The sequence below is a fragment of the Streptococcus oralis genome, assembly GCF_001578935.1.
In the GTDB taxonomy this organism is placed as follows: Bacteria; Bacillota; Bacilli; order Lactobacillales; family Streptococcaceae; genus Streptococcus; species Streptococcus oralis_R.
Map to the genome: position 1 here is coordinate 1,019,190 of NZ_KQ969521.1, position 25,392 is coordinate 1,044,581.

Annotated in this window: 24 protein-coding genes; 12 read left to right on the plus strand and 12 right to left on the minus strand. The window is 42.1% G+C overall.

Going from position 1 to position 25,392, the window contains the following annotated elements; all coding sequences use genetic code 11:
* From SORDD15_RS05105 to recJ, 7 genes are all read right to left on the minus strand, one after another.
* Window positions 1-348: metallophosphoesterase family protein (locus SORDD15_RS05105; protein ID WP_196756214.1), on the minus strand; the 348-nt coding region annotated here is incomplete at its 3' end.
* Window positions 338-2,185 (minus strand): excinuclease ABC subunit UvrC, encoded by a 1,848-nt coding sequence (gene uvrC, locus SORDD15_RS05110; protein ID WP_061415691.1) that lies wholly within the window; start codon window positions 2,183-2,185, stop codon window positions 338-340. The genes SORDD15_RS05105 and uvrC, both read right to left, overlap by 11 nt.
* Before the next feature lie 90 nt (window positions 2,186-2,275).
* Entirely contained in the window at window positions 2,276-2,977 is a 702-nt protein-coding gene (locus SORDD15_RS05115) for a M57 family metalloprotease (protein ID WP_061415075.1), read from the minus strand.
* 104 nt (window positions 2,978-3,081) lie between these two features.
* On the minus strand, window positions 3,082-3,861 hold the full coding sequence (locus SORDD15_RS05120) for an alpha/beta hydrolase (protein WP_061415078.1): 780 nt from the start codon (window positions 3,859-3,861) through the stop codon (window positions 3,082-3,084).
* 68 nt (window positions 3,862-3,929) lie between these two features.
* Entirely contained in the window at window positions 3,930-5,591 is a 1,662-nt protein-coding gene (locus SORDD15_RS05125) for a ribonuclease J (RefSeq protein WP_061415081.1), read from the minus strand.
* Between the two features lie 508 nt (window positions 5,592-6,099).
* Window positions 6,100-6,747: a COG3942 and LysM peptidoglycan-binding domain-containing protein gene (locus tag SORDD15_RS05130; protein ID WP_061415084.1), complete on the minus strand. Its 648-nt coding sequence runs from the start codon at window positions 6,745-6,747 to the stop codon at window positions 6,100-6,102.
* 286 nt (window positions 6,748-7,033) lie between these two features.
* A complete protein-coding gene (gene recJ / locus SORDD15_RS05135; protein ID WP_061415087.1) occupies window positions 7,034-9,250 on the minus strand; it encodes a single-stranded-DNA-specific exonuclease RecJ in 2,217 nt (738 codons plus the stop codon).
* 178 nt (window positions 9,251-9,428) lie between these two features.
* Here recJ and SORDD15_RS05140 point away from each other — a divergent pair, with 178 nt between their 5' ends.
* From SORDD15_RS05140 to SORDD15_RS05160, 5 genes are all read left to right on the plus strand, one after another.
* Complete coding sequence (locus SORDD15_RS05140; protein WP_061415090.1) at window positions 9,429-10,187, plus strand: amino acid ABC transporter ATP-binding protein; 759 nt, start codon at window positions 9,429-9,431, stop codon at window positions 10,185-10,187.
* 10 nt (window positions 10,188-10,197) lie between these two features.
* On the plus strand, window positions 10,198-10,992 hold the full coding sequence (locus tag SORDD15_RS05145) for a transporter substrate-binding domain-containing protein (RefSeq protein WP_081102367.1): 795 nt from the start codon (window positions 10,198-10,200) through the stop codon (window positions 10,990-10,992).
* Window positions 10,993-11,004: 12 nt separating this feature from the next.
* Window positions 11,005-11,682, plus strand: a complete 678-nt coding sequence (locus SORDD15_RS05150) for an amino acid ABC transporter permease (RefSeq protein WP_000131126.1) — start codon at window positions 11,005-11,007, stop codon at window positions 11,680-11,682.
* A gap of 9 nt (window positions 11,683-11,691) precedes the next feature.
* On the plus strand, window positions 11,692-12,351 hold the full coding sequence (locus tag SORDD15_RS05155) for an amino acid ABC transporter permease (RefSeq protein WP_007520474.1): 660 nt from the start codon (window positions 11,692-11,694) through the stop codon (window positions 12,349-12,351).
* A 129-nt stretch (window positions 12,352-12,480) separates the two neighbouring features.
* Window positions 12,481-13,263 carry a DUF4037 domain-containing protein gene (locus tag SORDD15_RS05160; RefSeq protein WP_061415094.1) on the plus strand — a complete coding sequence of 261 codons (783 nt, stop codon included), beginning with the start codon at window positions 12,481-12,483 and terminating at the stop codon, window positions 13,261-13,263.
* A 142-nt stretch (window positions 13,264-13,405) separates the two neighbouring features.
* Here the strand turns inward: SORDD15_RS05160 and SORDD15_RS05165 are convergent, their stop codons facing one another.
* From SORDD15_RS05165 to SORDD15_RS05175, 3 genes are all read right to left on the minus strand, one after another.
* Window positions 13,406-13,843: an Rrf2 family transcriptional regulator gene (locus tag SORDD15_RS05165; RefSeq protein WP_061415097.1), complete on the minus strand. Its 438-nt coding sequence runs from the start codon at window positions 13,841-13,843 to the stop codon at window positions 13,406-13,408.
* Between the two features lie 165 nt (window positions 13,844-14,008).
* On the minus strand, window positions 14,009-14,950 hold the full coding sequence (locus SORDD15_RS05170) for a hypothetical protein (RefSeq protein WP_061415100.1): 942 nt from the start codon (window positions 14,948-14,950) through the stop codon (window positions 14,009-14,011).
* Between the two features lie 160 nt (window positions 14,951-15,110).
* Complete coding sequence (locus tag SORDD15_RS05175; protein WP_061415103.1) at window positions 15,111-15,962, minus strand: metallophosphoesterase family protein; 852 nt, start codon at window positions 15,960-15,962, stop codon at window positions 15,111-15,113.
* 197 nt (window positions 15,963-16,159) lie between these two features.
* On the opposite strand from SORDD15_RS05175, the gene SORDD15_RS05180 reads away from it, so the two are divergent.
* The 3 genes from SORDD15_RS05180 (at window position 16,160) to thrS (ending at window position 19,374) form a co-directional block, all read left to right on the plus strand.
* Window positions 16,160-16,534, plus strand: a complete 375-nt coding sequence (locus SORDD15_RS05180) for a hypothetical protein (RefSeq protein ID WP_061415106.1) — start codon at window positions 16,160-16,162, stop codon at window positions 16,532-16,534.
* A 259-nt stretch (window positions 16,535-16,793) separates the two neighbouring features.
* Complete coding sequence (locus SORDD15_RS05185) at window positions 16,794-17,420, plus strand: AAA family ATPase (RefSeq protein WP_419579772.1); 627 nt, start codon at window positions 16,794-16,796, stop codon at window positions 17,418-17,420.
* A 10-nt stretch (window positions 17,421-17,430) separates the two neighbouring features.
* Window positions 17,431-19,374: a threonine--tRNA ligase gene (gene thrS, locus SORDD15_RS05190; RefSeq protein WP_061415108.1), complete on the plus strand. Its 1,944-nt coding sequence runs from the start codon at window positions 17,431-17,433 to the stop codon at window positions 19,372-19,374.
* Between the two features lie 47 nt (window positions 19,375-19,421).
* Here the strand turns inward: thrS and SORDD15_RS05195 are convergent, their stop codons facing one another.
* The gene (locus SORDD15_RS05195; protein ID WP_061415111.1) at window positions 19,422-20,396 is read right to left on the minus strand and encodes a sensor histidine kinase; all 975 of its coding nucleotides are present in this window, start codon (window positions 20,394-20,396) and stop codon (window positions 19,422-19,424) included.
* The gene (locus SORDD15_RS05200; RefSeq protein WP_061415114.1) at window positions 20,389-21,066 is read right to left on the minus strand and encodes a response regulator transcription factor; all 678 of its coding nucleotides are present in this window, start codon (window positions 21,064-21,066) and stop codon (window positions 20,389-20,391) included. The genes SORDD15_RS05195 and SORDD15_RS05200 overlap by 8 nt, the downstream gene beginning before the upstream one ends.
* Window positions 21,067-21,386: 320 nt before the next feature.
* On the opposite strand from SORDD15_RS05200, the gene SORDD15_RS05205 reads away from it, so the two are divergent.
* From SORDD15_RS05205 to SORDD15_RS05220, 4 genes are all read left to right on the plus strand, one after another.
* On the plus strand, window positions 21,387-21,956 hold the full coding sequence (locus tag SORDD15_RS05205) for a TetR/AcrR family transcriptional regulator (RefSeq protein WP_061415117.1): 570 nt from the start codon (window positions 21,387-21,389) through the stop codon (window positions 21,954-21,956).
* A gap of 87 nt (window positions 21,957-22,043) precedes the next feature.
* Window positions 22,044-22,820, plus strand: coding sequence for a ferredoxin reductase domain-containing protein (locus SORDD15_RS05210; protein WP_061415120.1), 777 nt, complete (start codon window positions 22,044-22,046; stop codon window positions 22,818-22,820).
* Window positions 22,821-22,931: 111 nt separating this feature from the next.
* Window positions 22,932-24,005, plus strand: a complete 1,074-nt coding sequence (locus tag SORDD15_RS05215) for a DUF2974 domain-containing protein (RefSeq protein WP_061415123.1) — start codon at window positions 22,932-22,934, stop codon at window positions 24,003-24,005.
* A gap of 162 nt (window positions 24,006-24,167) precedes the next feature.
* Window positions 24,168-25,361 carry a ferredoxin reductase family protein gene (locus tag SORDD15_RS05220; protein ID WP_061415126.1) on the plus strand — a complete coding sequence of 398 codons (1,194 nt, stop codon included), beginning with the start codon at window positions 24,168-24,170 and terminating at the stop codon, window positions 25,359-25,361.
* Window positions 25,362-25,392: the final 31 nt, after the last annotated feature.

Below are 25,392 nucleotides of genomic sequence, written 5' to 3' on the forward strand. Positions count from 1 at the left end.
CTTCTTTTCCAGCAAAGGCAAGCTTCGTAGCCAGACAATCGTTGCAGGATCCATTCGCTCCATCAAAAACTGGGTCATTCGCATTGATTGGATTTCTTGTGGATCTTCCAAACCATATTCGCCATCCAAAGCCTCAAGGACACAATCATCCCAATTGCCTCGAACACTTGCCGTGATAGGAAGGTCATTCAGCAAGGAAATCAAGTCATGAGCACCTGGACCAGGTAGAAAAATATCTCCCAGAAGCCAGTACTCACTGGCTCCTTGAGTTTTAGCATCCGCAATCACTGCTTCTAGTGCAGTCACATTGCCATGAATATCTGATAAAATTGCGATTTTATGGTTCATGATGATTTCCTTCCGTTTGGTAATCTACACTCACTTCTGCCACTTGAGCCAATTCCACTTCTCCCTGAGGGTTCAACTTTCTCTGAACAGCTTCTGCGACTGCTCTTGGCACTCCAACTTCGACAATCTCATCCACACTGGCTTCCTTGATTTTAGTGAGAGACTTGAAGTGCTTCATGAGATTCTGCTTGCGTTTAGGTCCCAATCCTTCAATCCCATCCAGTTGTGAAGAAAAGGAATTTTTTGAGCGCAGTTGACGGTGGAAGGTGATCGCAAAGCGGTGCACCTCATCTTGGATGCGTTGGAGGAGGAAAAATTCCTGAGAATTGCGAGACAACTCCACCACCTCAAGCGGATCTCCGAAGAGCAGTTCATGGGTTTGGTGCTTATCATTCTTTTGCAGACCTGCAATTGGGATATCCAAACCTAGCTCTTCTTGAATAACCTGCTTAGCAATATTGACTTGCCCTTGTCCCCCATCAATGACAATCAAATCAGGAGGAGTCAAACCGTCTCGTTGAACTCGGCCATAACGTCTGCGAATAACCTCTCGCATACTAGCATAATCATCTGGTCCAACAACCGTTTTTATCTTGTACTTTCGGTAGTCTTTTTTACTCGGTTTGCCATTGACAAAGACCACCATGGCTGAAACAGGGCTAGTTCCCATGATATTAGAGTTGTCAAAGGACTCGATACGAACCGGAGTCGGGATTTGGAGCAAGCGTCCCAGATTTTCAATAGCTCCTTGGGTCTTTTCAACAGATTTTTCTAGCAGATTGAACTTCTGCTCCAGACTAACACGGGCATTTTTTATAGCTAGATTGACCAGTTGTTTTTTCTCTCCACGCTGGGGTTTGAGAATCTTGGTATCCACCAAGGCCTTGACGGCTTCTTCGTCAATATCCTGCGGAATCAATACTTCATTGGGAACCAGGTGAGATTTTTCTTGATAAAATTGTCCCACATAGGTCAAGAAGTCCTCATCCGGATCATTGTAGTAGGGGAAGAGATTGACATCCCTCTCAATGAGCTTGCCTTGACGAACAAAGAAAACCTGGACACACATCCAACCCTTGTCCACATAGTAGCCAAAGACATCCCGATTTTGGAGATCCTTTGCCATAACCCGTTGCTTGGTCCGAAGTGTTCCAATAGCCTGAATCAGGTCACGGTATTCCGCCGCACGTTCAAACTCCATACTTTGAGCTGCCTTTGCCATCTTACCCTTAAGGTCATCGATGATTTTGTCATCCTGCCCTTTTAGGAAATCAGAAACCTCCTGAGCCATGGACTTGAAATAAGCCACATCTTTCTTACAGATGGTATGGGCCATACACTGGCCGATATGGTAGTAAAAACAGACCTTAGACGGAGGATTGGTACACTTGCGAAAAGGAAAAATCCGATCCAATAGTCTCTTGATTTCATTGGCTGCCCCCACATCTGGATAGGGACCAAAATAAAGACCACCGTCCTTTTTGACCTGACGGGTGATAATCAATCGAGGATAGCGCTCATTGGTGATTTTGATGAAAGGATAAGACTTGTCGTCCTTAAGCATGATGTTGTACTTGGGCTTGTTTTCCTTGATAAGATTGATTTCTAGGAGAAGGGCCTCAATATTAGACTCAGTGACGATAAATTCAAAATCTACAATCTCAGATACCAGAGCCTCCGTCTTGGTATCATGACTGCCACGGAAATAGGACCGCACGCGATTGCGCAGATTTTTAGCCTTTCCTACATAGATAATAGTGCCATTTTTATCCTTGTGAATGTAGCATCCAGGGCTGGTCGGCAAGAGCTCTAGTTTTGATTTGATCAAGTTATTCATAGTTCCATTATAGCAAAAAGGCCGTAACAGGACGAACAAAAAGCCCCACCAATCACTTGTTGGAGGAGCTTTGATTTCTACCGACTTCATCTAGTCGCTACTGGTATAGAGTTCTTGAACAGCTGTCACATCCTGAGGCTGAATTCCATAATAGGAACCTGCCGGCTGCATGACAGAAGTCTCGTTGGTATGATCCAATCCGATAGCATGCCCCAGCTCATGCTCCGCCGTGTGCACGATCCGTTCATAAGAATAACCATAGTTTGGATTGGATAGATAATAGTGATTCAGGCGAACCGTTACAGATATAAATTGATTGGTTAACAAATTGGTTTGACTCTCGGCTTGACCTGCTACAGCGGTCGATCCATCATTCATCTCACTTGCCACAATATCTGCCTGACTAGGATCCGCAACCACCTCAAAGGTAAAGGCTCCCGTTTGATTCCAATTTTTTATAGCTTCTGCATAGGCACCTTGGAAGGTTTCATCCATTTGAGGTTCAATATAGATGCGAGCCGAGGCCTGAGCCCATTTACCTTCTGCATGTTGGTGACTATCTGTCTGAGACAAGACTTCCAGCGTTCCCGTCTCCTTCCACTGATTCCAGCCACCTTGACCAATCTTACTCATTTTTTCAACCTGATTGACCGCAGAATGAAAATCACCTGTCAGATACCAAACCACTCCAAAAGCAATGAGCAGTAGAATGACCACAGTCCAAACCAGACGCCAGAAGAAACGCCAAATTCCCAAAAGAAATCGGAAGAATAGTCGAATAATCCAGAACATGACGCCCCACCTTTCATAAAAATAAGAACCTATCTTGAAATCACATTTTCCTTGATCAAGATAGATTCTCTATTTTACTGAAGAAAGCTGAAAGAAACCTAAAACTAAAATAAACGTTCTTCCAAGACAAAGTCAATTGGTAAGGTAGCCAAAAAACGTTCCAATTGTTTTTCCCAGTAGTACCACTCGTGCTTACCTGGACTATGACTATAGGTCACCTCAAAACCAAGCTTTTTGAGGTTTTTCACTGCGAGATTATTGGCAGAGTAGAGATAGTCTTGCTCTCCACACCAAGCCCATAGTTTAGTCTTTTTATCGGATTTTGCAGCCATGCTTTCAAGCGAATGAGGACTAGCTGTCCAGTCTTTAATCTCTCCAAAAACTCCTCGCCAGTAGGCAAGTGACCCCAGATCCTGACTTTCAGGAGAAAATTCCTGAAAACTGAGCGCACCAGAAAAACTAGCCGCATGAGAAAAACGATTCGTCGATAGAGCGAGTTTGAAGGAACCATAACCTCCCATGGATAGACCTGCTATAAAGGTCTTTTCTCGCTTGCTGGTCATATTGGGGAAGAAACGTTTCATGACTTGGGGGAGTTCTTCTGCTAGAGCTGTATAGTAGTTATAGCCATACTGGGTATCTGTGTACCAGCCATTGCTAGTATTGGGCATGATAACGATGAGATTGGTTCCACGCAACAAGCGTTCGACATTGGTACGTTTGAGCCAGCTATTTTGGTTTCCTGACATTCCGTGCAAAAGGTAAAGCACAGGAATATCTGTGCAATCTGGTTCAGTCACCCGACTAGCATCTGGATAGAGTACGGTAACGCCCCACTCCATATCCAAAACTTTTGAGTAATACTCAATATTCATAACTGCCATGGTTGTCTCCTTTTACTATTCTATAAGAAAAAGCCGAATTTCGACTTTTTCTGTAGGTATTCTGCTGATTATTTTGCTTCCATCACGACTGGCAAGATTGCTGGGCGACGCTTGGTTTGATCAAAGAGGTACTTGGTCAGATTGTCACGAACCTTGCCTTTGAGATCTGCCCAGTCAAAGTCATCGCCTTGAAGATACTCTTCTACCGTTTGGTTAATCAATTCTGAACTTTCACGGAGAATATCACGGCTCTTCTTGAGATAAACAAATCCACGTGTATGGACGCGAGCCTTGGCCACAATTTTCTTCTCACGACGGTTGACAGTGATTGCGACGATGAAAATACCATCCTCTGACAAGACTTTTCGGTCACGAAGGACCACATTTCCAACATCTCCGATAGCATTTCCGTCAATCAAGACATCACCTGCAGAAACTGCTCCAGCTGGGACAAAGTCCCCATGTTCATAAGACATGGTCGTTCCCTTTTTAGGGATGAAAATGCGTTCTGGCAACATTCCAACCGCCATGGCAGCCTTAGCATGCGCATCCAACTCACGATATTCCCCTTGGATAGGGAAGAGGTAGTTTGGCTGCAGAAGATTGATCATCAACTGCAAATCACGCGCATTCCCGTGTCCGGATACTCGCAAGCTTTGGGTAATGAGTTTCACCACACCACCAGCTTGGTAGATCATGTTTTCAACACGCGCCATGACGGCTTCTTTGGCGATAGATGGAGTCGTTACGATATAAACCAAATCCCCATCCTTGATTTCCACATAGCGGTGGCGTCCAATAGACATCTTGCGAAGTCCATTGATGGGTTCACCCATACGACCTGTCTCTAGAATAATCAACTCATGGTCTTCAAAACGAGACATTTCTTTGGGTTTGATCAAGAGACTTTCGTTGGCCAGAGATAATTTTTTGAGACGAATCGCAGTGCGGACGATATTTTCAATATCAAATCCAGTCAAAACAACTCGGCGACCTGTATCTGCTGCAGCATCAAAAACCTGCTGGATACGAGAAAGGTTGCTGGCAACTGCGGCAACGATGATACGACCTTCCCAGTCTGCAATGGTCTGGGTAATTTCGTCTCCAACTTCACTCTCGCTCGCCACCTGGATATTGCTGTCTGCATTGGCTGAATCACTGAGGAGTGCCAAGACACCATCACGACCAATTTCTGCCAAACGAGCAAAATCCGTCGCATAGGATTCGCTAGCTGTCTGGTCAAACTTGAAGTCCCCTGTATAAACGATGCTACCTTCAGTTGTTTTTAGGACTACTCCCAAACTTTCTGGGATAGAGTGAGTTGTACGGAAGAAGGAAACCACAGTTCCTCCAAAGTCTATCTCCGTATCTTCATCAATGACATGGAAATCATTGAATTTCTTAACCGTATCATTTCCTTTGACAAAGAGTTTGGCCAACTCAATGGTCAACTCCGAACCAAACACAGGCACCTTAGCCTCTGCCAAAAGATAAGGCAGGGCACCAATGGCATCCGCATGTCCGTGGGTCAAAAAGACCCCTGCGATACGATCGCTATTTTCAAAAAGGTAGTCCATATTTGGAATGACGACATCAACCCCTAGTTGTTCATTTTCAGGGTATTTAAGCCCTGCATCCAAAACAAAAATAGAACCATCGATTTCAGCGATGTACATATTTTTACCATTTTCTCGTACACCACCTAGTGTTGTTAAACTAATATTACTCATTTTTCCTCCGAAACTTCATTTATCTTGATTATAGGGCGAATTCACCCTCTTATTCTAAAAGTTCTCAAACTTTCAGCCGAATCTTTTCCTACCATTATACCATTTTTTTGATGATTTTCAAAACGAAGATTGGTTTTTAACTAGAGATTAGTCACTACTGTGAATCGAATTCTTTTACTTTGACTTCTCTTTTGGAGGCTTCATCTAAGATAATGGAAGGATTGTACCATCAAAAATATGGATTTTCTGAATCAATTTAATTTCAGATACCTTTTTCGAACTCTAAATTTCTCTTTTAGTTCAAAACAAGTTAAATTCTTGCCCTTTACCTATCGACTTGAGAACTATTTTCTACAAAGACATGGTTTATCTACATCCAAAAGCAAGAATTTCCTGTTCGCTACAGAATCTAAAAATTTCAGCAATTAGTCATTAAGATGGAGGCTAACGATAGGAAACTTCTTCAAAAAGAAAAAAGACTTAGAAATTCTAAATCTTTTTATCATCTTTAATTTGGATAGATATAAGTGACGTTTCCTAAAAATTCATGAGGATTAAAGAAGCCACGGTAATTCGCAATCTGCTTTTGACGTCTGTAGTTTGCTTCCAATACCTGGATAGAGTTTTCACTTTGAACATCTGTTACATAAGCAACGTGTCCATATTCACCACCATCCCAAACGGCGATTGCTCCTACTACTGGAACACTTCCTGTCTTATAGCCTTGAGCACTCGCGTAGATTGCCCACGTGTTGGCATTTCCCCACCAGTTGCTAGCCCAAGGCGCCAATTCTTTCACGCCCCATGTACACTGACCAACAGGATAAGAGTTTCCATAGTTTGTCGGAGTCTTTTCGACAACATCCTCTGTATCTGATACCACGTTCGCAGTGCTAGCTGGAGCACTGTAGGTAGAGCTAGCCTGAGCGGAACCACTCACTTCCAATACATCGCCTGGGTGGATAGTATCAAAGATGGTTTTTCCATTCAAAGTTGCCAACTCATACGGATCCATTCCGTTTGCAGTTGCAATGGCATAAAATGAATCACCATCTTGGACAACGTAAGAGTTTGCATGCACAGTTTGAGCCCCAACTGTAGCCAAAATAGCGGTAGAAGTCAAACCCAGAGTCAGTTTCGTAACTGTTTTTTTCATAACTAGATTCCCCTTATATTTTCTTGATAAGAAAATCATACTTGATTTACATGTCAGTTCGTTTAGAGTTATATTTTAGTCGTGTTACAAAAATTTATACTTTTACTACATAAGGTTTAAAAGCAGACATCGTATAAAGTGATAGAAGAGAATAAAAAATGAATCGTTTCCCCCAATCTTTATATCAGTAGACCATCCAAAAGACTATCTAATCAACCACTCCCACATCAAGCATTTATCCAACAAAAAGAGACCGAGATAGGTCATCTCAGTCCCTTTCTATCTATTACTCCATTAAAAAATCATACATTTCTTGCACTGTCCCCAGCGCCATCATTTCTTGGTCTTTGACAGTTTGTTTGAGATTTTGATAAATCTGACTTTCACCAATTTCCCTTTTTGACGCTTCCTTATTAACTGTCATAACACCATCTTTGATTGTCACAAAACCTAGTTCTTCAAAGACTTGAATCATCTTGACCAGCAAGATTTGTTGAATATTGAGATAAGCTGCTAAATCTTTCAACTTATAGCGAATATCAAACTCTGGGAACTGGTAAATAGTCTTGTACAATTTGGCAAACTGCTCTCTAGTTCCATAACCTGTTAGGTAGTAGGCCTTGTCAATGTCATTTTTGAAATAGACCGCAGAGAAATGCTGCTCCTGAAAAATGGTCTTCAGCAAGGTAATATTTTCCGGAATATTTTTCACAACAACCGCCTCACTATTCGCCAAATTTGGCACTTTTCCAGAGAAATCCAAAACTGGAACCCCTTCTGGCAAGACTGCATTCTTCCCACGAATGTTAAAAAGTTGAACGCCTTCCACACGCGCATCTACCATCATCAACTGCAAAGCAGTTTGCCCATTCCATTGGTTGACAGACAGGGTGACTGCCAATTCTAAGTTTTTTGTTTGAGCAAACTCTGTCGCCCATCTACCTTGTCCAAAGGCCACCACTTCAAAACTCGCCTCACCCTTGGAAATCTTTAGTTTGAGGTGGGCATTGCCTGCTCCCATGGTTCTAGCACTTTCGACATGAAAATCCTTGATATAAAAAACAGGTTTCTGATTATCCATCCCAAAGGGTGCCAAGCGTTCAAAGCTTTTAACCGTTTCCAAGCTAAGAGTCTCCAAGTCCAACTCTTCATCTAAATTTAACTTGTTCTTACCACTAGCATCTGCACCTTTTTCACGGACATAGTCTTCCAAGACTTGAGACAAATCTGAAAGTTTCTCAACTTCTAGCGTCATTCCTGCTGCACCAGCATGGCCGCCAAAGGCTATAAAGAGAGCTCGGTGGGGATCCAAGGCTTCAAAAATATCGACTGCTTCCACACTACGAGCACTACCCTTGGCGCGACCTTCTTCTATATTAAGAACGATGACTGTCTGCCCTAGCTCTTCCAACAAACGACCAGCAACGATACCCAGAACGCCAGGATTCCAGCCTTCCTTGGCCAAAACCTGGACCTTCTTCTCAGAATCCACCATGGTCTTAGCTTCTTCATAGATTGACTGAACGATCTCCTTACGTTCTTCATTTTTCTGGTGAATCATGAGGGCAATCTCATGTGCTTCCTCGTCGTCAAAGCCAGTCAACAAATCAATGGCAGGATTGGGATCATCCAATCGCCCCAAGGCATTTAAACGAGGGGCAATCTGGAAACCAACCGTTTCTTCTGTCACTTCATTCGCAGCAATCCCAGCCATGTCTAGCATTTCTTGCAGACCGATGCGCTGAGTATGCCCCAACATTTCCAGACCGTATTGAACCAGGATACGGTTTTCATCTGTCAGGCTCACCATATCTGCAATGGTACCGATAGCGACCAAATCAAGCAATTCCACTTGCACTTCTTCTAAAAGAGCGCAAGCCAGTTTGAAAGCCACTCCGCATCCAGCCAAATATTTGAAGGGATAATCCGCATCTGGATGCTCAGGGTGAACAATCGCATAGGCATCTGGCAAGGTTTCCGGCATAGAATGGTGGTCAGTCACAATGACATCCACTCCCATAGACTGGGCCAATTCAATGGCTTCGTGCCCTGCAACCCCATTATCCACTGTCACAATCAAGGAAATACCCTCTTGCTCGATAAAGTATTTATAGACACTGGCATTAGGGCCATAGCCATCGGTAAAACGATTTGGCAGATAAACACGGCACTCGGCGCCAAGCTGTTCCAAACTTTCCTTCACAATCGAAGCCGAAGTCATACCATCCGCATCATAGTCTCCATAGACGAGAATATTCTCCCCTTCTTCAATCGCCTGACGAATACGAGCCACTGCCTTATCCATATCATGGAGCAGATAGGGATTATGTAAGTCCTCTAAAGAAGGTTCTAAAAACTTCTTTAGACTTTCTTCATCCTGAATCCCTCTTTCAAATAATAACCGAGCCACTTCAGGACCCAGCCCAGCCTTCTTGGCTATCTTTGTAAAATCCGCATCTTCTACCTGCGGGGCAAACTGCCATTCATAAGTAGGAGCTATCAAAAAAACATCCACTCTTTCTAAGAATTCTATCGTTTCATTATAACATGATTTAAGTATTTTCTCTATCCAGATTGCTTTTTATAACATTCTAGTGAATTTTTTTCAGATATGATTTGACAAGAACATTCTTTTAGTGTAGAATCATGTTATAAAATCTAACACAAGAAGGAGATCTCTCATGGCTTTAGTAGAATTTAAACACGTCGAAAAATATTACGGAAACTACCACGCACTCCGCGACATCAATCTCCGTTTTGAAAAAGGACAAGTTGTTGTCCTGCTTGGACCTTCTGGTTCTGGGAAGTCCACTCTTATCCGTACAATCAATGGTTTGGAGGCTGTTGACAAAGGAAGTCTCCTGGTCAATGGACACCAAGTAGCAGGTGCCAGTCAGAAGGATTTAGTTCCTCTTCGTAAGGAAGTCGGCATGGTTTTCCAACATTTTAACCTTTATCCACACAAAACAGTGTTAGAAAACGTGACACTTGCGCCCATTAAAGTTCTAGGAATTGATAAAAAAGAAGCTGAAAAAACAGCCCAAAAATATCTGGAATTTGTAAATATGTGGGACAAGAAAGATTCCTATCCCGCTATGCTATCTGGTGGACAAAAACAGCGGATCGCCATCGCTCGTGGTCTTGCCATGCATCCGGAACTCCTCCTCTTTGATGAACCAACATCTGCTCTCGACCCTGAAACCATCGGAGATGTTCTAGCAGTTATGCAAAAACTGGCACATGACGGGATGAACATGATCATCGTTACCCACGAAATGGGCTTTGCTAGAGAGGTTGCAGATCGCATTATCTTTATGGCCGACGGAGAGGTTTTAGTAGATACGACAGATGTCGATGACTTTTTCGACAATCCAAGCGAACCTCGTGCCCAACAATTCCTCAGCAAAATTATCAACCACGAAAGTGACAAAGTCAAATAAGGAGGCGCCTATGAAAAAGAAATTCTTTTTATCCGCATTATTGATTAGCCTTTTCAGCCTTGCTGCTGCTAAACCAATTCAGGCTGATACCAATGTCGCAGACATTCAAAAAAGAGGCGAACTGGTTGTCGGTGTCAAACAAGACGTTCCCAATTTTGGCTACAAGGACCCCAAGACAGGGACCTATTCTGGTATCGAAACCGACTTAGCCAAGATGATTGCAGACGAACTCAAGGTCAAGGTTCGCTACGTTCCTGTTACCGCTCAAACCCGCGGTCCACTACTAGACAATGAACAGGTCGACATGGATATCGCAACCTTCACCATCACAGACGAACGTAAAAAACTCTATAACTTCACCAGTCCCTACTATACGGACGCTTCTGGTTTTTTGGTCAATAAATCCGCCAACATCAAAAGCATTGAGGACCTAAACGGTAAAACGATTGGGGTTGCCCAAGGCTCCATCACCCAGCGCTTGATCACTGAACTGGGCAAAAAGAAAGGTCTAACCTTTAAATTCGTCGAGCTTGGTTCCTACCCAGAATTGATTACTTCCCTTCACGCTCATCGTATTGATGCCTTTTCCGTGGATCGCTCTATCCTGTCTGGCTACATTAGTAAACGGACTGAACTACTAGATGATAGTTTCAAGCCATCTGACTACGGTATCGTCACCAAGAAATCAAATACCGAGCTAAACGACTATCTTGATACCTTGGTCACTAAATGGAGCAAGGATGGTAGTTTGCAGAAACTCTATGACCGTTACAAGCTCAAACCATCTAGCCATACCGCAGATTAAGGAGGACACCCCATGACAGATTTATCATCTTGGACAGCCTATTTTCAGGATTTTGGACAATTTTTCAATGGTTTCCTCTTCACCCTTGCCCTAGCAATCGGATCCTTTATCCTCGCTATGGTTTTGGGCATCTTCTTTGGGGCCATGTCAACCAGTAAACGCCCATTCTTGCGTGTTTTGGCTCGTATCTTTGTCGAATTTTATCAAAATACTCCCCTCTTGGTGCAGTTTGTCATCGTCTTCTATGGTTTGCCTCTTATCAGTGAACACACCATCATGATTCCGATTTATTGGACAGCTGTACTCTGCGTGGGACTCTATCACGGAGCTTATATTGCTGAGGTTATTCGTTCAGGGATTCAGTCTATTCCTAGTGGTCAGATGGAGGCCGCCTTGTCGCAAGGTTTTACCTATATCAGTGCCATGCGCTTGATTATCTTGCCTCAGGCCTTCCGTATCATTCTCCCACCTTTGACCAACCAAATCGTCAACCTCATCAAGAATACTTCGACAGTCGCTATCATCTCTGGAGTAGACTTGATGTTTGTGACCAAATCTTGGTCAGCTCTCAACGGAAATTACATTCCAGCCTTTTTAGGTGCTGCCCTGCTCTACTTTGCTCTTTGCTTCCCTGTTGCCCAGTTTGGTCGCAAGATGGAGCAAGCCAACAAAAAAGCCTATTCACTTTAGGAGGTTACTATGGAATCCATTTTAGAAGTTTTAACCCCAGATAACCTAATCTTTATCTTTAAAGGATTTGGCTTGACCCTCTATATTTCTCTGATTGCCATCGTCCTCTCTACCCTTATCGGTACAGTTCTAGCGGTCATGAGAAATGGGAAAAATCCTGTTTTACGGATCATCTCCAGCATTTATATCGAGTTTGTACGTAACGTTCCCAACCTCCTCTGGATTTTCACCATCTTTTTAGTGTTTAAGATGAAGTCCACACCAGCTGGTATTACTGCCTTTACCCTCTTTACCTCAGCAGCCCTAGCTGAGATTATCCGAGGCGGTCTCAATGCCGTGGACAAAGGCCAGTACGAAGCAGGAATGTCGCAAGGATTCACTTCAGTGCAAATCCTCTACCACATCATTCTCCCACAAGCAATCCGCAAAATGCTACCGGCTATCATTTCACAGTTTGTAACTGTAATCAAGGATACCAGTCTTCTCTACTCTGTTATCGCCCTACAAGAACTCTTTGGAGCCAGCCAAATTCTCATGGGACGCTATTTCGAACCAGAGCAGGTCTTCAGTCTTTATATCCTGATTGCCTTGATTTACTTTATCTTTAACTTTGCCATTTCTAGCCTGTCTCATAAGCTAGCAAAACGTTGGCAACAAGCTGCAGAATAAAAACGAAATGTGAACTCGAAACAAGGGTTCACATTTTTTGCTATAAATGAAAAAGAGCAACTCAATGCTATGCAAACGTTTTACTTTTTGGTAAAATGACTTTAAAACCATAAAGCAAGGAGAAAAATCATGATCCACGAACTTTGCAAAGAATTCTCTCAACTGGAACAAGTAGAAGCTATTGCTCTTGGTGGTTCTCGTGCAGGACAAACCTACGATCAAAATTCTGACTATGATGTCTATGTCTATCTTAACTCACCTATTGACGAAAAAACTCGTCAAATCATTCTTAGCAACTATTGCTCCTATATGGAAATTGGAAACCAGTTTTGGGAGTTAGAGGATGACTGCGTACTAAACAACGGTATCGAAATCGAGTTGATTTATCGTTCGATGGAGTCGTTTGAACAGGAATTGAACTCAACCGTTTTTCAGCATCAAGCCCAAAACTCTTATACAACCTGTATGTGGCACAATCTACTCCACAGCAAGATTTTATACGACCCGAATGGACACTATGCTTCTCTCCAAAAGACTTACCAGATTCCCTATCCACAAGAACTCAAAAAGCATATCATCGAAAGGCAACTCCTTTTGCTAGAGCAAGCCATGCCTGCCTTCTCTCACCAAATAGAAAAAGCTATCAAACGCCAAGATCTTCTCAGCATGAATCATCGTACGAGTGAGTTTTTTGCTTCCTACTTTGACTTGTTATTTGCGCTCAATGAGCAAACCCATCCTGGTGAAAAACGAATGTTGGAGTACGCAAAGACCAATTGTACACTCCTCCCTAAGCAATTTGAAGAAACTATTCGCAAGTATTTCCAACTACTCTACCAACCACAACAAGGAGAACAAGCGGTTGTAACCTTACAAACCATTCTGAACCAACTAAAGGCCATTTTGCCATGAGTAAAAAATGAAATGTGAACCTGAAACTGAGGCTCACATTTTTCTTTATAGTTTACCGTAAAGCATCTAGTACACTTTACCACAATTCTTCTTGCCCAACTCATAAAAAGAGCGGCAATAGAAAAAGAGAACCTTAGTCCTCTTACTTAGACAGTTTATTCTGAGCATCGGCTACAATCTGAGCCAGACTTGTCTGACGCAGTTGGTTTTCCATAGCTGCTTGAACATCAAACAGCTTTTGGTCCAAAACTGCATGGATATTAGCACCAATTGGGCAATTAGGATTTGGATTGTCATGAAAACTAAAGAGCTTTCCAGATTTTCCTAAACACTCTACAGCTTGGTAGACATCCAACAAACTGATCTCCTGAAGGTCTTTTATGATTTCAGTTCCTCCCGTACCACGAGCAACTGAAATCAATCCAGCTTTTTTGAGTTGCGATAAAGTCTTACGGATAATGACTGGATTGACTCCAACACTAGCCGCAAGAAAATCGCTGGTTACTTTACTTTCTGTATCCTGCATTGCAATAATAATCATCATATGGGTCGCAATGGTAAATCGACTTGAAATTTGCATCTTCTTCTCCTTTCATTGATATTTTATTCATCTTTTCCCGTATAAACATTATACCGTTTTTGGTTTTCCTGTCAAATACTAACGACTGATTATCTTCTCAATGCAAAAAGTCCTGTATCCCTCCTGGTACCCAGAACAGCGGAGGACATACAAAGACTTATTTTTTTATGCAATTTTACGGACAATCCCTTTTGTTTTATGACTTGACCAAACCGAGCTGATAGACACCCCAGCACCAACTAAGGTAAACACAGCTAACATAGCTAGATTATAAAAATAGTCATCTGGGAAATCACCGCTAAAGATCAATTCATTCACCACTCGGAAAGCAAAGGCAAACTCAACCCCTAGTTTGGAAACGACTTCCATCGCCAAATCAATTTGATTCACTAGAAAGACAGTAATCACCATCCAAATAGAGGAAATCACAATCCCCTTTCGAGATACCTTTCTTCCAAGGATTTCATATCCTTTAATGGTACAAATCCCCAGAACAATACCCGCTACCATAGCCACATAACCTAGACGAGCGATAAATAGAGCAACTGCTCCACCAATCAAGGCTCCAAGCAAAGCACCGACTGCTCCAAGAAGAACATTTTCCTTTTGATTTTGATAAGAATCTACCTCAATCTGAAGATTGCTCTTCAGCAATTGATAGCTTTCCTCGTTGATAAGGAAAATTGAATCACCTAATTGATAGAGACCAACGGGACCCTCCTGACCGCTATAGCCACACACTTGGACGAAATGATGGGTTTCAAGGAATGCAACGAGGTCTGTTATGAGCGTCTGTAACTTTTCAATTGTTTTTGATTTGCGCATGGCACCTTTTACGACAAAAGAAACAAGGTACTGATTGATAGACAAGGTCGACAAGTTTGGAAGAGATTCACTCTTAAACTCATCCCAAACCAATTCATTTTCTTCCGAATCCGCAGGATTGCCATTCAAACTCACACTGACACAAAGTCGAAACTGATTTTTCACATCAGTTTCTTGCAGGAAAAGTAAATAGCCTGACTGCGTGCCATAAATACTACGCGAATCTTCGTCAAATTGCAAGCCCAACTCCGAGGCAATAGCGTGTAACTCTTCTGGTTTCATTATCTGTCTCCTCTTATTTTGAATATCAATTAGTATGAGATTCAAATTAGTTATATTCCGTTATTCTAACATAAATTTGAGAAGCCGTCAATTCGTATCCAGTTCGACTTATCGCGAAACAGCAGTCACTAGACTATCTGATTCCTAGCTAGAAGTCCTCTTAAAACCAATCTTTCTTGTCTCTTTCCATCCAGAGTTCAACATCCTGATCATAACCTTCTTGTTCACTGATTTGACCTAACAATTCGTGATTATGAGTATGATGAATTCCATTTACTAAACTTTCATAGTAGACCTGAAAATAGGGGAGCTTCAAATCCTTAGCCAACTGCAATTCAGCTTCTACATCATAATCCACTCGACGAAAATCAACATCAACCAAACCTGCTTCATCAAACTCTAAGATCATATACTGGGCTCGCAGATCCTTACGTAATCCCGCATCTAAAAAGAAGGGTTGCCCAATAGAACCTGGATTGAGAATCAACTGTCCGTCACTTCCATAACGAAGCAACTGTTGGTGGATATGACCATATACTGCGATAGAGGCGTGTGGATTCGTCACCAATCTATCAAAATCTTCTTGTTTTCCCGTATGAATCAACTCTCTACCCCAGTTTTTATCGGGGAGATGGTGAGTGACTCCCACCATCAAATCACCAAACTGACGATGAACTTGCATGGGTTGATTATTGAGGTCTTCGATTTCTTCAGGGCTGACCTCCTCTAAGATGTACTGACTTTGACGCAGGAGATAACGATGGCTTGCTTTTGTAGGATCTAACTTGCGATGCAGACCACGCCAGAGACTATCCTCCCAATTTCCCAGCACTCTAGCAGTGATGGGCAAGCTAGCCAAGAGGTCCAAAATCCTTCTACGTCCTGTTCCAGGCATAAGAATATCCCCTAAAAGCCAGTATTGGTCTACGTTTGCCGCTTTAGCATCAGCCAGTACAGCTTCCAAGGCGCTTGTATTCCCATGTATGTCTGAAAGAACTGCTATTTTCGTCATTCTTTCTCCTCATTTCCTCTTACTTCTTTTGTTAGTATTATAGCAGAAAACACTCCAAAAAATCACTATCACTACTTACCTGATTAATTTGTAAGAGCTTCCAAATCGTGCTATAATATAGGTAGAGAGCTCCCCTTCATTTAGGATCATGTGATCTTCAACATCTCTCTATTTTTGCAGATTGGAGGACTATTGCCATGCGGAAATATCTTAAGTATATCCCCTACTGCCTTGTCATTTTCTTCTTTTACTGGCCCCTCTATGAGTTGCTTTTGCTGCTGATATCTGATCCTTATACGCTGAAAGGGCTTTACATTTACAACATCATCCTCTTTTCACCTTTGGCAACCTTCATCGTGTCCCTTCTTTATAGCTACCGTTTCCAATTCTCACTGTGGTGGTTGCTCGGTATTGCTCTTCTCTATTGCTTTACCATCATCACTTTCAATGAATTCATTCTCGTTTATTTCCTAGCTTATGAACTCTTTGCCCTACTTGGTATGGCTTCTGGTTCAGGTATCAAATACATGCTCCAGCAAGGGAAAAACAAAAAAATTTCACAAAATCCTTGAAAATTCTCGCAATCATGCTATAATAATGCATAGAGACAAGTCACTTAGTCCCTTTCTACTAGAGAGTGCGTGGTTGCTGAAAACGCATAGAGAGTCTAAACTGATACTACTCGTGAGTTTTTTTATGCAAACATAAAACGGTGGCCACGTTAGAGCCAATCAGAGGTGTCCCTCTTTTTTGAGGAACATAAATGAAGGTGGAACCACGTTGCGACGTCCTTTCGAGGATGTCGTTTTTATTTTGTCAGAAGGAGGAAGAATGATGCTTTATATGATTGGCGGATCGCCTTGTAGTGGAAAGTCAACAGTTGCTTCACTTCTTGCTAGACAGTATCAGCTACTTCATATCAAATTGGATGATTTGGTAGACGAGATGATGAGTCAAGCAAGTGCAGACTCACAGCCAATTTGCCTTCTTAGACAGGATAGAAGTCCAGAACAAATCTGGATGAGAAATCCAGAAGAGATGGCAGATGAAGAATGGCGCTTTTATGAAGAGATTTTTCCTTATGTGAAATCTTACTTGATAAAAAATCAAAACAGACCTCTCTTGGTAGAGGGAGCAGGACTTTTGCCTCACTTGGTAAAGGAGCTTGAATGTCAAGCATCATCCTATCTATGCTTGACTCCGACAGCTGATTTTCAAAAAAAGCATTATATACAGAGAGAATGGGTTCCTTATGTCGTAGAGGGTACAACCAATCCTGAACAAGCTTTTGAAAACTGGATGCAACGAGACATTCTTTTTGCCCAAATAGTTCGTAAGGAAGCGATGAAATTAGGCTATCCTAGCCTCGTAACAGATGGTAGTCAACCAGAAAATCAGACTGCGGAAGAAGTTGCTCGGCTCTTAAAATTGTCCAACAAAAATAGAATAAATATTTAAGGAGAAAACCATGATTAAGATTACTTTCCCAGATGGCGCTGTTCGTGAATTCGAATCTGGCGTTACTACTTTTGAAATTGCACAAAGCATCAGCAATTCCCTAGCTAAAAAAGCCTTGGCTGGTAAATTCAACGGCAAACTCATCGACACTACTCGTGCTATCACTGAAGATGGAAGCATCGAAATCGTGACACCTGATCACGAAGATGCCCTTCCAATCTTGCGTCACTCAGCTGCCCACTTGTTCGCCCAAGCAGCTCGTCGCCTTTTCCCAGACATTCACTTGGGAGTTGGTCCAGCTATCGAAGATGGCTTCTACTACGATACCGACAATACTGCTGGCCAAATCTCCAATGAAGACCTTCCTCGTATCGAAGAAGAAATGCAAAAAATCGTTAAAGAAAACTTCCCATCAATCCGTGAAGAAGTGACGAAAGACGAGGCGCGTGAAATCTTCAAGAACGACCCTTACAAGTTGGAATTGATTGAAGAACACTCTGAGGACGAAGGCGGTTTGACTATCTACCGTCAGGGGGAATACGTGGACCTTTGCCGTGGACCTCACGTCCCATCAACAGGCCGTATCCAAATCTTCCACCTTCTTCATGTAGCAGGTGCTTACTGGCGTGGAAATAGCGACAACGCGATGATGCAACGGATCTACGGTACAGCTTGGTTTGACAAGAAAGACTTGAAAAACTACCTTCAAATGCGTGAAGAAGCTAAAGAACGTGACCACCGTAAACTTGGTAAAGAGCTTGACCTCTTCATGATTTCTCAAGAAGTTGGTCAAGGACTTCCATTCTGGTTGCCAAACGGTGCGACTATCCGTCGTGAATTGGAACGCTACATCGTCGACAAAGAGTTGGCTTCTGGCTATCAACACGTTTACACTCCACCACTTGCTTCTGTAGAGCTTTACAAGACTTCTGGCCACTGGGATCATTACCAAGAAGATATGTTCCCAACCATGGACATGGGGGACGGGGAAGAATTTGTTCTTCGTCCAATGAACTGCCCTCACCATATCCAAGTCTTCAAACACCATGTTCACTCCTACCGTGAATTGCCAATCCGTATCGCCGAAATCGGGATGATGCACCGTTACGAAAAATCTGGTGCCCTTACTGGTCTTCAACGTGTGCGTGAAATGTCTCTCAACGACGGTCACCTCTTTGTTACTCCAGAACAAATCCAAGAAGAATTCCAACGTGCCCTTCAGTTGATTATCGATGTTTATGAAGACTTCAACTTGACTGAATACCGCTTCCGTCTCTCTCTTCGTGACCCTCAAGATACTCACAAGTACTTTGACAACGATGAGATGTGGGAAAATGCCCAAACTATGCTTCGTGCAGCCCTTGATGAAATGGGTGTTGACTACTTTGAAGCTGAAGGGGAAGCAGCCTTCTACGGACCAAAATTGGATATCCAAGTTAAGACAGCTCTCGGAAAAGAAGAAACCCTTTCGACTATCCAGCTTGACTTCTTGCTTCCAGAACGCTTCGACCTCAAATACATTGGAGCTGACGGTGAAGAGCACCGTCCAGTTATGATCCACCGTGGGGTTATCTCAACTATGGAACGCTTCACAGCTATCTTGATCGAAAACTACAAGGGCGCCTTCCCAACATGGCTTGCACCACACCAAGTAACTCTCATCCCAGTTTCTAACGAAAAACATGTGGACTACGCATGGGAAGTGGCTAAGAAACTCCGTGATCGTGGTGTCCGTGCAGACGTAGATGAGCGCAATGAAAAAATGCAGTTCAAGATCCGTGCTTCACAAACCAGCAAGATTCCTTACCAATTGATCGTTGGTGACAAGGAAATGGAAGACGGAACTGTCAACGTTCGTCGTTATGGTCAAAAAGAAACACACACTGTCTCAGTTGATGACTTTGTTCAAACTATCCTAGCTGATATCGCCAACAAATCACGCGCTGAGAAATAAAAAACTAGCATAAAAGCCTCCATTCGGAGGCTTTTTCTCATTTATGTTTACTCAATAACGAGCTTCACTTCAGCGAATTTGATGCGTACTGTTGTTCCTGTCCCGACCTCAGACTCGATGCGAATCTGATGCCCCAGTTCTTCAGAAATTTTCTTAGATAGATAGAGTCCAAGTCCAGATGACTGCTGGGTCAAACGCCCATTATAGCCTGAAAAGCCACGCTCAAAGACTCGGATCACATCGCTGTTTTTAATCCCGATTCCCGTATCCTTGATACAGAGATCCTGGCCTTCCATATAAATCTCTAAGCCACCTTCCTTGGTGTATTTAAGGCTGTTTGAGAGGATTTGTTCAATGACGACCAACAGCCACTTCTTATCGGTTACGATAGTTTTGTCAAGGTCGTGTAGGTTGACCGCCAGTCCCTTTTGGATAAAGAAAAGAGCATACTTACGAACCACTTCCTTCACCAAGTCCTCCACTTGAACCTTTTCAAATACCAGGTCATCGTGAAAACTCTCTAAACGCAGATACTGCAATACCAGATTGGTATAGGAGTCAATCTTAAAGATTTCCTGTTCCAGTTGCTGCTTGACCTCACGATCAGAGACTTCTGCCACTAAAAGTCGACTAGCCGCAATGGGGGTCTTGATCTGATGAACCCACAAGGTATAGTAATCAAGCAAATCCGTCAGCTTGCTCTGGGCTTCTGACTTCTTTTGATACAATTCAGATTCACGCTCTTCGAGCTTTTCTGCTAGCGCACATTCCAGAGGAGACTTGGGATCTCTCTCTGCATAGAGTATTTCCTGCCGGTAAACCTGAGCTTCTGCAAATATATCCCAAGCCAAAAATAAGAAGGTCAGAAAACCACTGAGCAGAAAGAAATAAAGAAAATAAGTTCCTAGACTAGCAAATAAAAACTGAAAGAGAAGGACGAGAAAGCCTAATGAAAAAATATAGACAAAGATGCGACTGCGAGAACGCAGATAGGCTAGAAAAAATGATTTCCAATCAAGCATGTTTCAGTCCGTATCCTATTCCCTTCTTGGTTTCGATAAATCCTGCCAAGCCTTGTTCCTCCAACTTTTTACGCAAACGAGCAACATTGACAGACAAGGTATTGTCATCGATGAAAAAGTCGCTATTCCAGAGTTCCCGCATCAGGTCATCACGCGCCACGATATTGCCAGCATGTTCAAATAAAATCCGCAAAATTTGAAATTCATTCTTGGTCAAACTCAATACTTCCCCCTGATAGTGCAGGTCCATAGACTTGGTATTGAGGATCACACCCACGTACTCCAGCAGACTTTCATCCCGCCCAAATTCATAGGAACGGCGCAACAACCCCTGAACCTTGGCAAGGAGCACCTGCTGGTCAAAAGGCTTGGTCACAAAGTCATCTGCTCCCATATTGATCGCCATGACGATATCCATCGCTTGATCTCTCGAAGACAGAAACATAATGGGTACCTTGGAAATCTTGCGAATCTCCTGACACCAGTGATAACCATTGAAAAGTGGCAAGCCAATATCCATGAGAACCAAATGAGGCTCCGACTGAACAAAAAGGCTCAATACTTCCATAAAATCTTCTACCAAAACGACCTCAAACCCCCACTCGGAGAGTAGTTTACCAACTTGTTGCCGAATAACTTGGTCATCTTCTACTAGTAAAATCTTGTGCATGCGCTCCTCCTTTGTTATTTCTCAAAGTATCAAAACCTTCATATCAGATTTACGGATCAGTATCTCATACTGTTTAGTAGCCTATTTCCCAAATCCAAATCAGAAAACAGATGATAAATAGAGAACATTCCCACTGATATCATACCTTATTTTTAATTATAGTTCCAGCCTTATCCTATATTTTCCTTTTTGTGCTCATTTAGTTAGCGTTTCTTTAACTTATTTAACAGATCTAGCCTTCTTATTGACAAGCTAGCCATGATTTGTTAGAATATGAATGAACAAATAAATTTATTCATTCATTAAGTGAAGGAGGTTAAATCATATTGGACAAAAAACAATCTTTAAAGACAGCGGCCTATGAAGTTTTTTCGAAAAAAGGTTACAAGGCGACAGGAATTTCAGAAATTGCTAGGCAAGCTGGGGTGGCAGTTGGCTCTTTTTATAACTATTACGAAAGTAAAGAAGCCATTTTTCTAGACATCTATATAGATGAAAACAACCGTGTTCGCCAAGCTATGATCGAAGAACTGGATTGGGAAATTGACATGATCGACCTCATTGGTCAACTATTTGCTCAGTCCAGAACTCTCATTTCTTCCAATAAAATCCTTGCAGAATGGTACAATCCTGCCATAGCAGATGAGTTGCACAGCTACTATTCCTCGGAAGAAGGCAAAGTCGCAAATCCATTTCATCAGTTTCTAGTTAAAACTTTTACAAATCGTATGCAGGCTGAAGGGTACTCGCCAGAAAAGATTCAAGATATTTTACAGGTTTATAATCTGTTTTACTATATGGATATGCATATCACGGAAAAAGATTTTCCAGATATTAGCAAAACTGTCGAAATACTTGCAACCAACTTCATAAAAGGAGTTCTAAAATAAAGAAGATGGATTTCTTTATTTTTTGAAAAGACATGAATGAATTATTTTCTAGTTCATTCATAAAATTAAGAACAGGAGTCATAAAAAATGAAAAGAGGTAAAAAAATGTTTATTATCATTCTATCAACACTTGGATTACTAGCCCTTCTAACTTGGGGTGCCATCGCCTATCTTGGACGAAGTCAAACATTATCGATAAAATCCATCGAAAATCCCACCGAAGATCTGTATTTAATTCACATCACAAAGCCGAGTCATCAAGTCTGGAAAGCTGGAGCTTATGCTAAGTTTACACTCCCTGATACCTCGTCCGCTTCTAGGAAAAACGAAGCTAAGGGTGAGCAGACCAGTCGATGGCTAACCATTGCCTCCACACCTGATGAAGATGAAATTCTCATTTTGACTCATAATAGTGGTAGCAACTTTAAGAACACCTTGACACATTTACCGGCTGGCAGTGAGATTGAGATGAGTTGGCTGGATTCCTCTTTGGCCGTTAAAGATACAAATCAGCCACTAGTTTGCTTTGCATCTGATGTCGGTATTTCTGCTCTACGCCCTCTTGTCAAAGAGTGGGCTGGTAAATGCCCGATTATACTCAATCATTTTGACAAAGGAGTAACTATTTTTGATAAAGGGATGAAAGAACTGGCTCAAAAAACACCGAATTTTACTTATAAAACTAGCGAGGAACTTTCTCAAAGTCAAGAATTTTTAAAACGTGCTATTGATGAATACGGCAATCAAGCCAGCTATCTCATCACAGGTCAGCCTGATGATGTAAATGAAATGAAGAATTTTTTAAAGGAAAATGGGATTGATAGCAAAAATATTCAAGTAAGCTCGTTTAGAGGTTTGAAATAGGAGCAGCCTGTCTTCTATGTATCTGAATCAAACCCTACTAGGTCATTCGAACAAGCCCACTAGCTAATTCTAGATAAATGTGATAGGATAAACATAGAGAAAGGAGCTTTTATGGCCAATATTTTTGACTACCTCAATGATGTAGCATACGATTCCTTTTATGACCTCCTCGTGAATGAGTTAGATGTTCTTGCCTTGACTGAATTAACCTATCTTCCTTTCGATGATGTAGTCACCCAAGAACCAAAGCGTCTCATAGATCTAACACCCCAAATTCCTAGAGAAACGACGATGTTGACCAATAAAAACCGTCTCCAGTTATTGGATCAGCTCGCTCAACACAAACGGTTTAAAAATTGCAAGCTCTCAGACTTTATCAACGATATTGATCCTGAATTGCAAAAACAGTTTGCAGCCATGACTTATCGTATCAGTCTCGATACCTATTTGCTTGTTTATCGTGGAACAGATGACAGTATCATTGGTTGGAAAGAAGATTTCCATATGACCTATATGAGGGAAATCCCTGCTCAAAAACATGCCCTCCAGTATTTAGAGAATTTTTTTGCTCAACACCCCAAGCAAAAGCTTATCCTAGCAGGACACTCAAAAGGGGGAAATCTAGCTGTCTATGCTGCCAGTCAACTTGATCCAAACTTGCAGAAAAACATTGTCGCTGTCTATACTTTTGATGCACCTGGGCTTCACAAGGAACTAACTGAAACACTAGGCTATCAAAACATGATAGACAGAACAAAAGTATTTATCCCACAAGGTTCTATCATCGGGATGATGCTGGAAATTCCGGATAAAAAAATCGTCGTTCGAAGCACTGCCTTGGGTGGCATCGCCCAGCACGATACCTTTAGTTGGCAGGTTGAAGACAAACACTTTGTCCAACTGGACGAGACCAATAGTGATAGTCAGCAAGTCGATACAACCTTCAAGGAATGGGTTGAAACCGTTCCTGACGAAGAACTGCAACTCTACTTCGACCTCTTTTTTGGAATCATTCTCGATGCAGGCATCTCCTCTATCAACGACCTCTCTTCCTTCAAGGTCATTGAACACATTCACCATCTCTTTGTCCAAGCCCAATCCCTCACTCCCGAAGAAAGAGAAACCATGGGACGCTTAACCCAACTCTTGATTGACACTCGCTACCAAGCTTGGAGAAATCGTTAAGATAAGAAAGTCAATGAATCACCCGATTCGTTGGCTTTTTTAGAAAAAAGTGTCAGAAAAGTTAGTTTAAATCACAAACCTTGACGACAGATTCATTTTTTGTTAGAATGTAATGAATATTATTACATCTAATGCAAGATAATCCATGAAAGGACTTCTACCATGAAATCATTAAAAGGTATTTTATTTATCGGGTTTAGTATGCTTCTGACCATCCTAGCTTGGCTCAGTTCAGGTGCTAGTCAGTTTCTAATCCCTGGTTTAGCTCTCACTACCCTCTCACTTACTTTTATACTAGCTAGCCGTTTACCCCTGCTTGAGGCTTGGTTCAACGGACTTGAAAAGATGTATCTAGCTCATAAATTCACGGCTTTTCTATCCATTCTCCTACTAACCCTACACAACTTTAGCATGGGCGGTCTCTGGGGTTCGCATTTGGCCGCCCAGTTTGGAAATATCGCTATCTATATCTTTATCAGCATCGTTCTGGTTGCCTATCTGGGACAATATATCCAGTATGAAGCATGGAGATGGATTCATCGCTTGGTTTATCTAGCCTATATCTTTGGCCTCTTCCATGTTTTGATGATTATGGGAAATCGCCTCCTCTCCTTTAGTTTCCTAGGTCTTATCTTTGGAATCTATGCTCTTTTAGGCTTGCTTGCAGGTTTTTATATTATTTTCCTTTATCAAAAAGTCGGTTTCACCTATCTTGGAAAAATCGTAGGAATCAAACGCCTCAACCACGATACGACTGAAATTGAAATAGAGCTCAGTCATCCTTTCACCTACGAATATGGACAATTTGCCTTTCTAAAAATTTTTCAAAAAGGTTTTGAGACTGCTCCACACCCTTTCTCCATCTCAGGAGGTCAAGGACGAACTCTTTATTTTACGATAAAAAACTCTGGTGACCACACCAAGAATATCTATGACAATCTTCAAGTTGGTAGCAAAGTTGCTGTTGATCGCGCCTATGGTCATATGACTATGAAACACGGTCCAAAACAGCAAATCTGGATCGCAGGTGGAATTGGAATGACACCTTTCATCTCTTATATCCGGGAGCATCCTATCCTAGACAAGAGCGTCCGCTTCTACTATAGTTTCCGTGGAGAGGAAAATGCTGTCTACCTAGATCTACTTCGAGACTACGCCCGTCAAAATGCTAACTTTGACCTGCAGTTGATCGATAGCAATGAAAAAGGATACCTGACTTTGGATCAAGAAGAAATCCCTGACCAGACTACGGTCTATATGTGTGGACCTCTTCCTATGATGAAGGCCCTTGCCAAGCAAATCAAGAAAAAGAATCCCAAAGCAAAACTCATTTACGAAGGTTTCAAGTTTAAATAAGATCATTGTCCCTCTAACACAAAAAGAGGGA

Excerpts from the sequence above, each read along its gene's own strand:
- SORDD15_RS05185 (WP_419579772.1), top strand. The coding sequence starts at position 16,794 with ATGATGCTTTATATGATTGGCGGATCGCCTTGTAGTGGAAAGTCAACA.
- SORDD15_RS05165 (WP_061415097.1), bottom strand. The coding sequence starts at position 13,843 with ATGCAAATTTCAAGTCGATTTACCATTGCGACCCATATGATGATTATT.
- SORDD15_RS05115 (WP_061415075.1), bottom strand. The coding sequence starts at position 2,977 with ATGTTCTGGATTATTCGACTATTCTTCCGATTTCTTTTGGGAATTTGG.
- SORDD15_RS05140 (WP_061415090.1), top strand. The coding sequence starts at position 9,429 with ATGGCTTTAGTAGAATTTAAACACGTCGAAAAATATTACGGAAACTAC.
- SORDD15_RS05220 (WP_061415126.1), top strand. The coding sequence starts at position 24,168 with ATGAAATCATTAAAAGGTATTTTATTTATCGGGTTTAGTATGCTTCTG.
- SORDD15_RS05125 (WP_061415081.1), bottom strand. The coding sequence starts at position 5,591 with ATGAGTAATATTAGTTTAACAACACTAGGTGGTGTACGAGAAAATGGT.
- SORDD15_RS05210 (WP_061415120.1), top strand. The coding sequence starts at position 22,044 with ATGAAAAGAGGTAAAAAAATGTTTATTATCATTCTATCAACACTTGGA.
- SORDD15_RS05155 (WP_007520474.1), top strand. The coding sequence starts at position 11,692 with ATGGAATCCATTTTAGAAGTTTTAACCCCAGATAACCTAATCTTTATC.
- SORDD15_RS05160 (WP_061415094.1), top strand. The coding sequence starts at position 12,481 with ATGATCCACGAACTTTGCAAAGAATTCTCTCAACTGGAACAAGTAGAA.
- SORDD15_RS05175 (WP_061415103.1), bottom strand. The coding sequence starts at position 15,962 with ATGACGAAAATAGCAGTTCTTTCAGACATACATGGGAATACAAGCGCC.
- SORDD15_RS05150 (WP_000131126.1), top strand. The coding sequence starts at position 11,005 with ATGACAGATTTATCATCTTGGACAGCCTATTTTCAGGATTTTGGACAA.
- SORDD15_RS05200 (WP_061415114.1), bottom strand. The coding sequence starts at position 21,066 with ATGCACAAGATTTTACTAGTAGAAGATGACCAAGTTATTCGGCAACAA.
- SORDD15_RS05180 (WP_061415106.1), top strand. The coding sequence starts at position 16,160 with ATGCGGAAATATCTTAAGTATATCCCCTACTGCCTTGTCATTTTCTTC.
- uvrC (WP_061415691.1), bottom strand. The coding sequence starts at position 2,185 with ATGAATAACTTGATCAAATCAAAACTAGAGCTCTTGCCGACCAGCCCT.
- thrS (WP_061415108.1), top strand. The coding sequence starts at position 17,431 with ATGATTAAGATTACTTTCCCAGATGGCGCTGTTCGTGAATTCGAATCT.
- SORDD15_RS05120 (WP_061415078.1), bottom strand. The coding sequence starts at position 3,861 with ATGGCAGTTATGAATATTGAGTATTACTCAAAAGTTTTGGATATGGAG.
- SORDD15_RS05170 (WP_061415100.1), bottom strand. The coding sequence starts at position 14,950 with ATGAAACCAGAAGAGTTACACGCTATTGCCTCGGAGTTGGGCTTGCAA.
- SORDD15_RS05215 (WP_061415123.1), top strand. The coding sequence starts at position 22,932 with ATGGCCAATATTTTTGACTACCTCAATGATGTAGCATACGATTCCTTT.
- SORDD15_RS05195 (WP_061415111.1), bottom strand. The coding sequence starts at position 20,396 with ATGCTTGATTGGAAATCATTTTTTCTAGCCTATCTGCGTTCTCGCAGT.
- SORDD15_RS05130 (WP_061415084.1), bottom strand. The coding sequence starts at position 6,747 with ATGAAAAAAACAGTTACGAAACTGACTCTGGGTTTGACTTCTACCGCT.
- SORDD15_RS05145 (WP_081102367.1), top strand. The coding sequence starts at position 10,198 with ATGAAAAAGAAATTCTTTTTATCCGCATTATTGATTAGCCTTTTCAGC.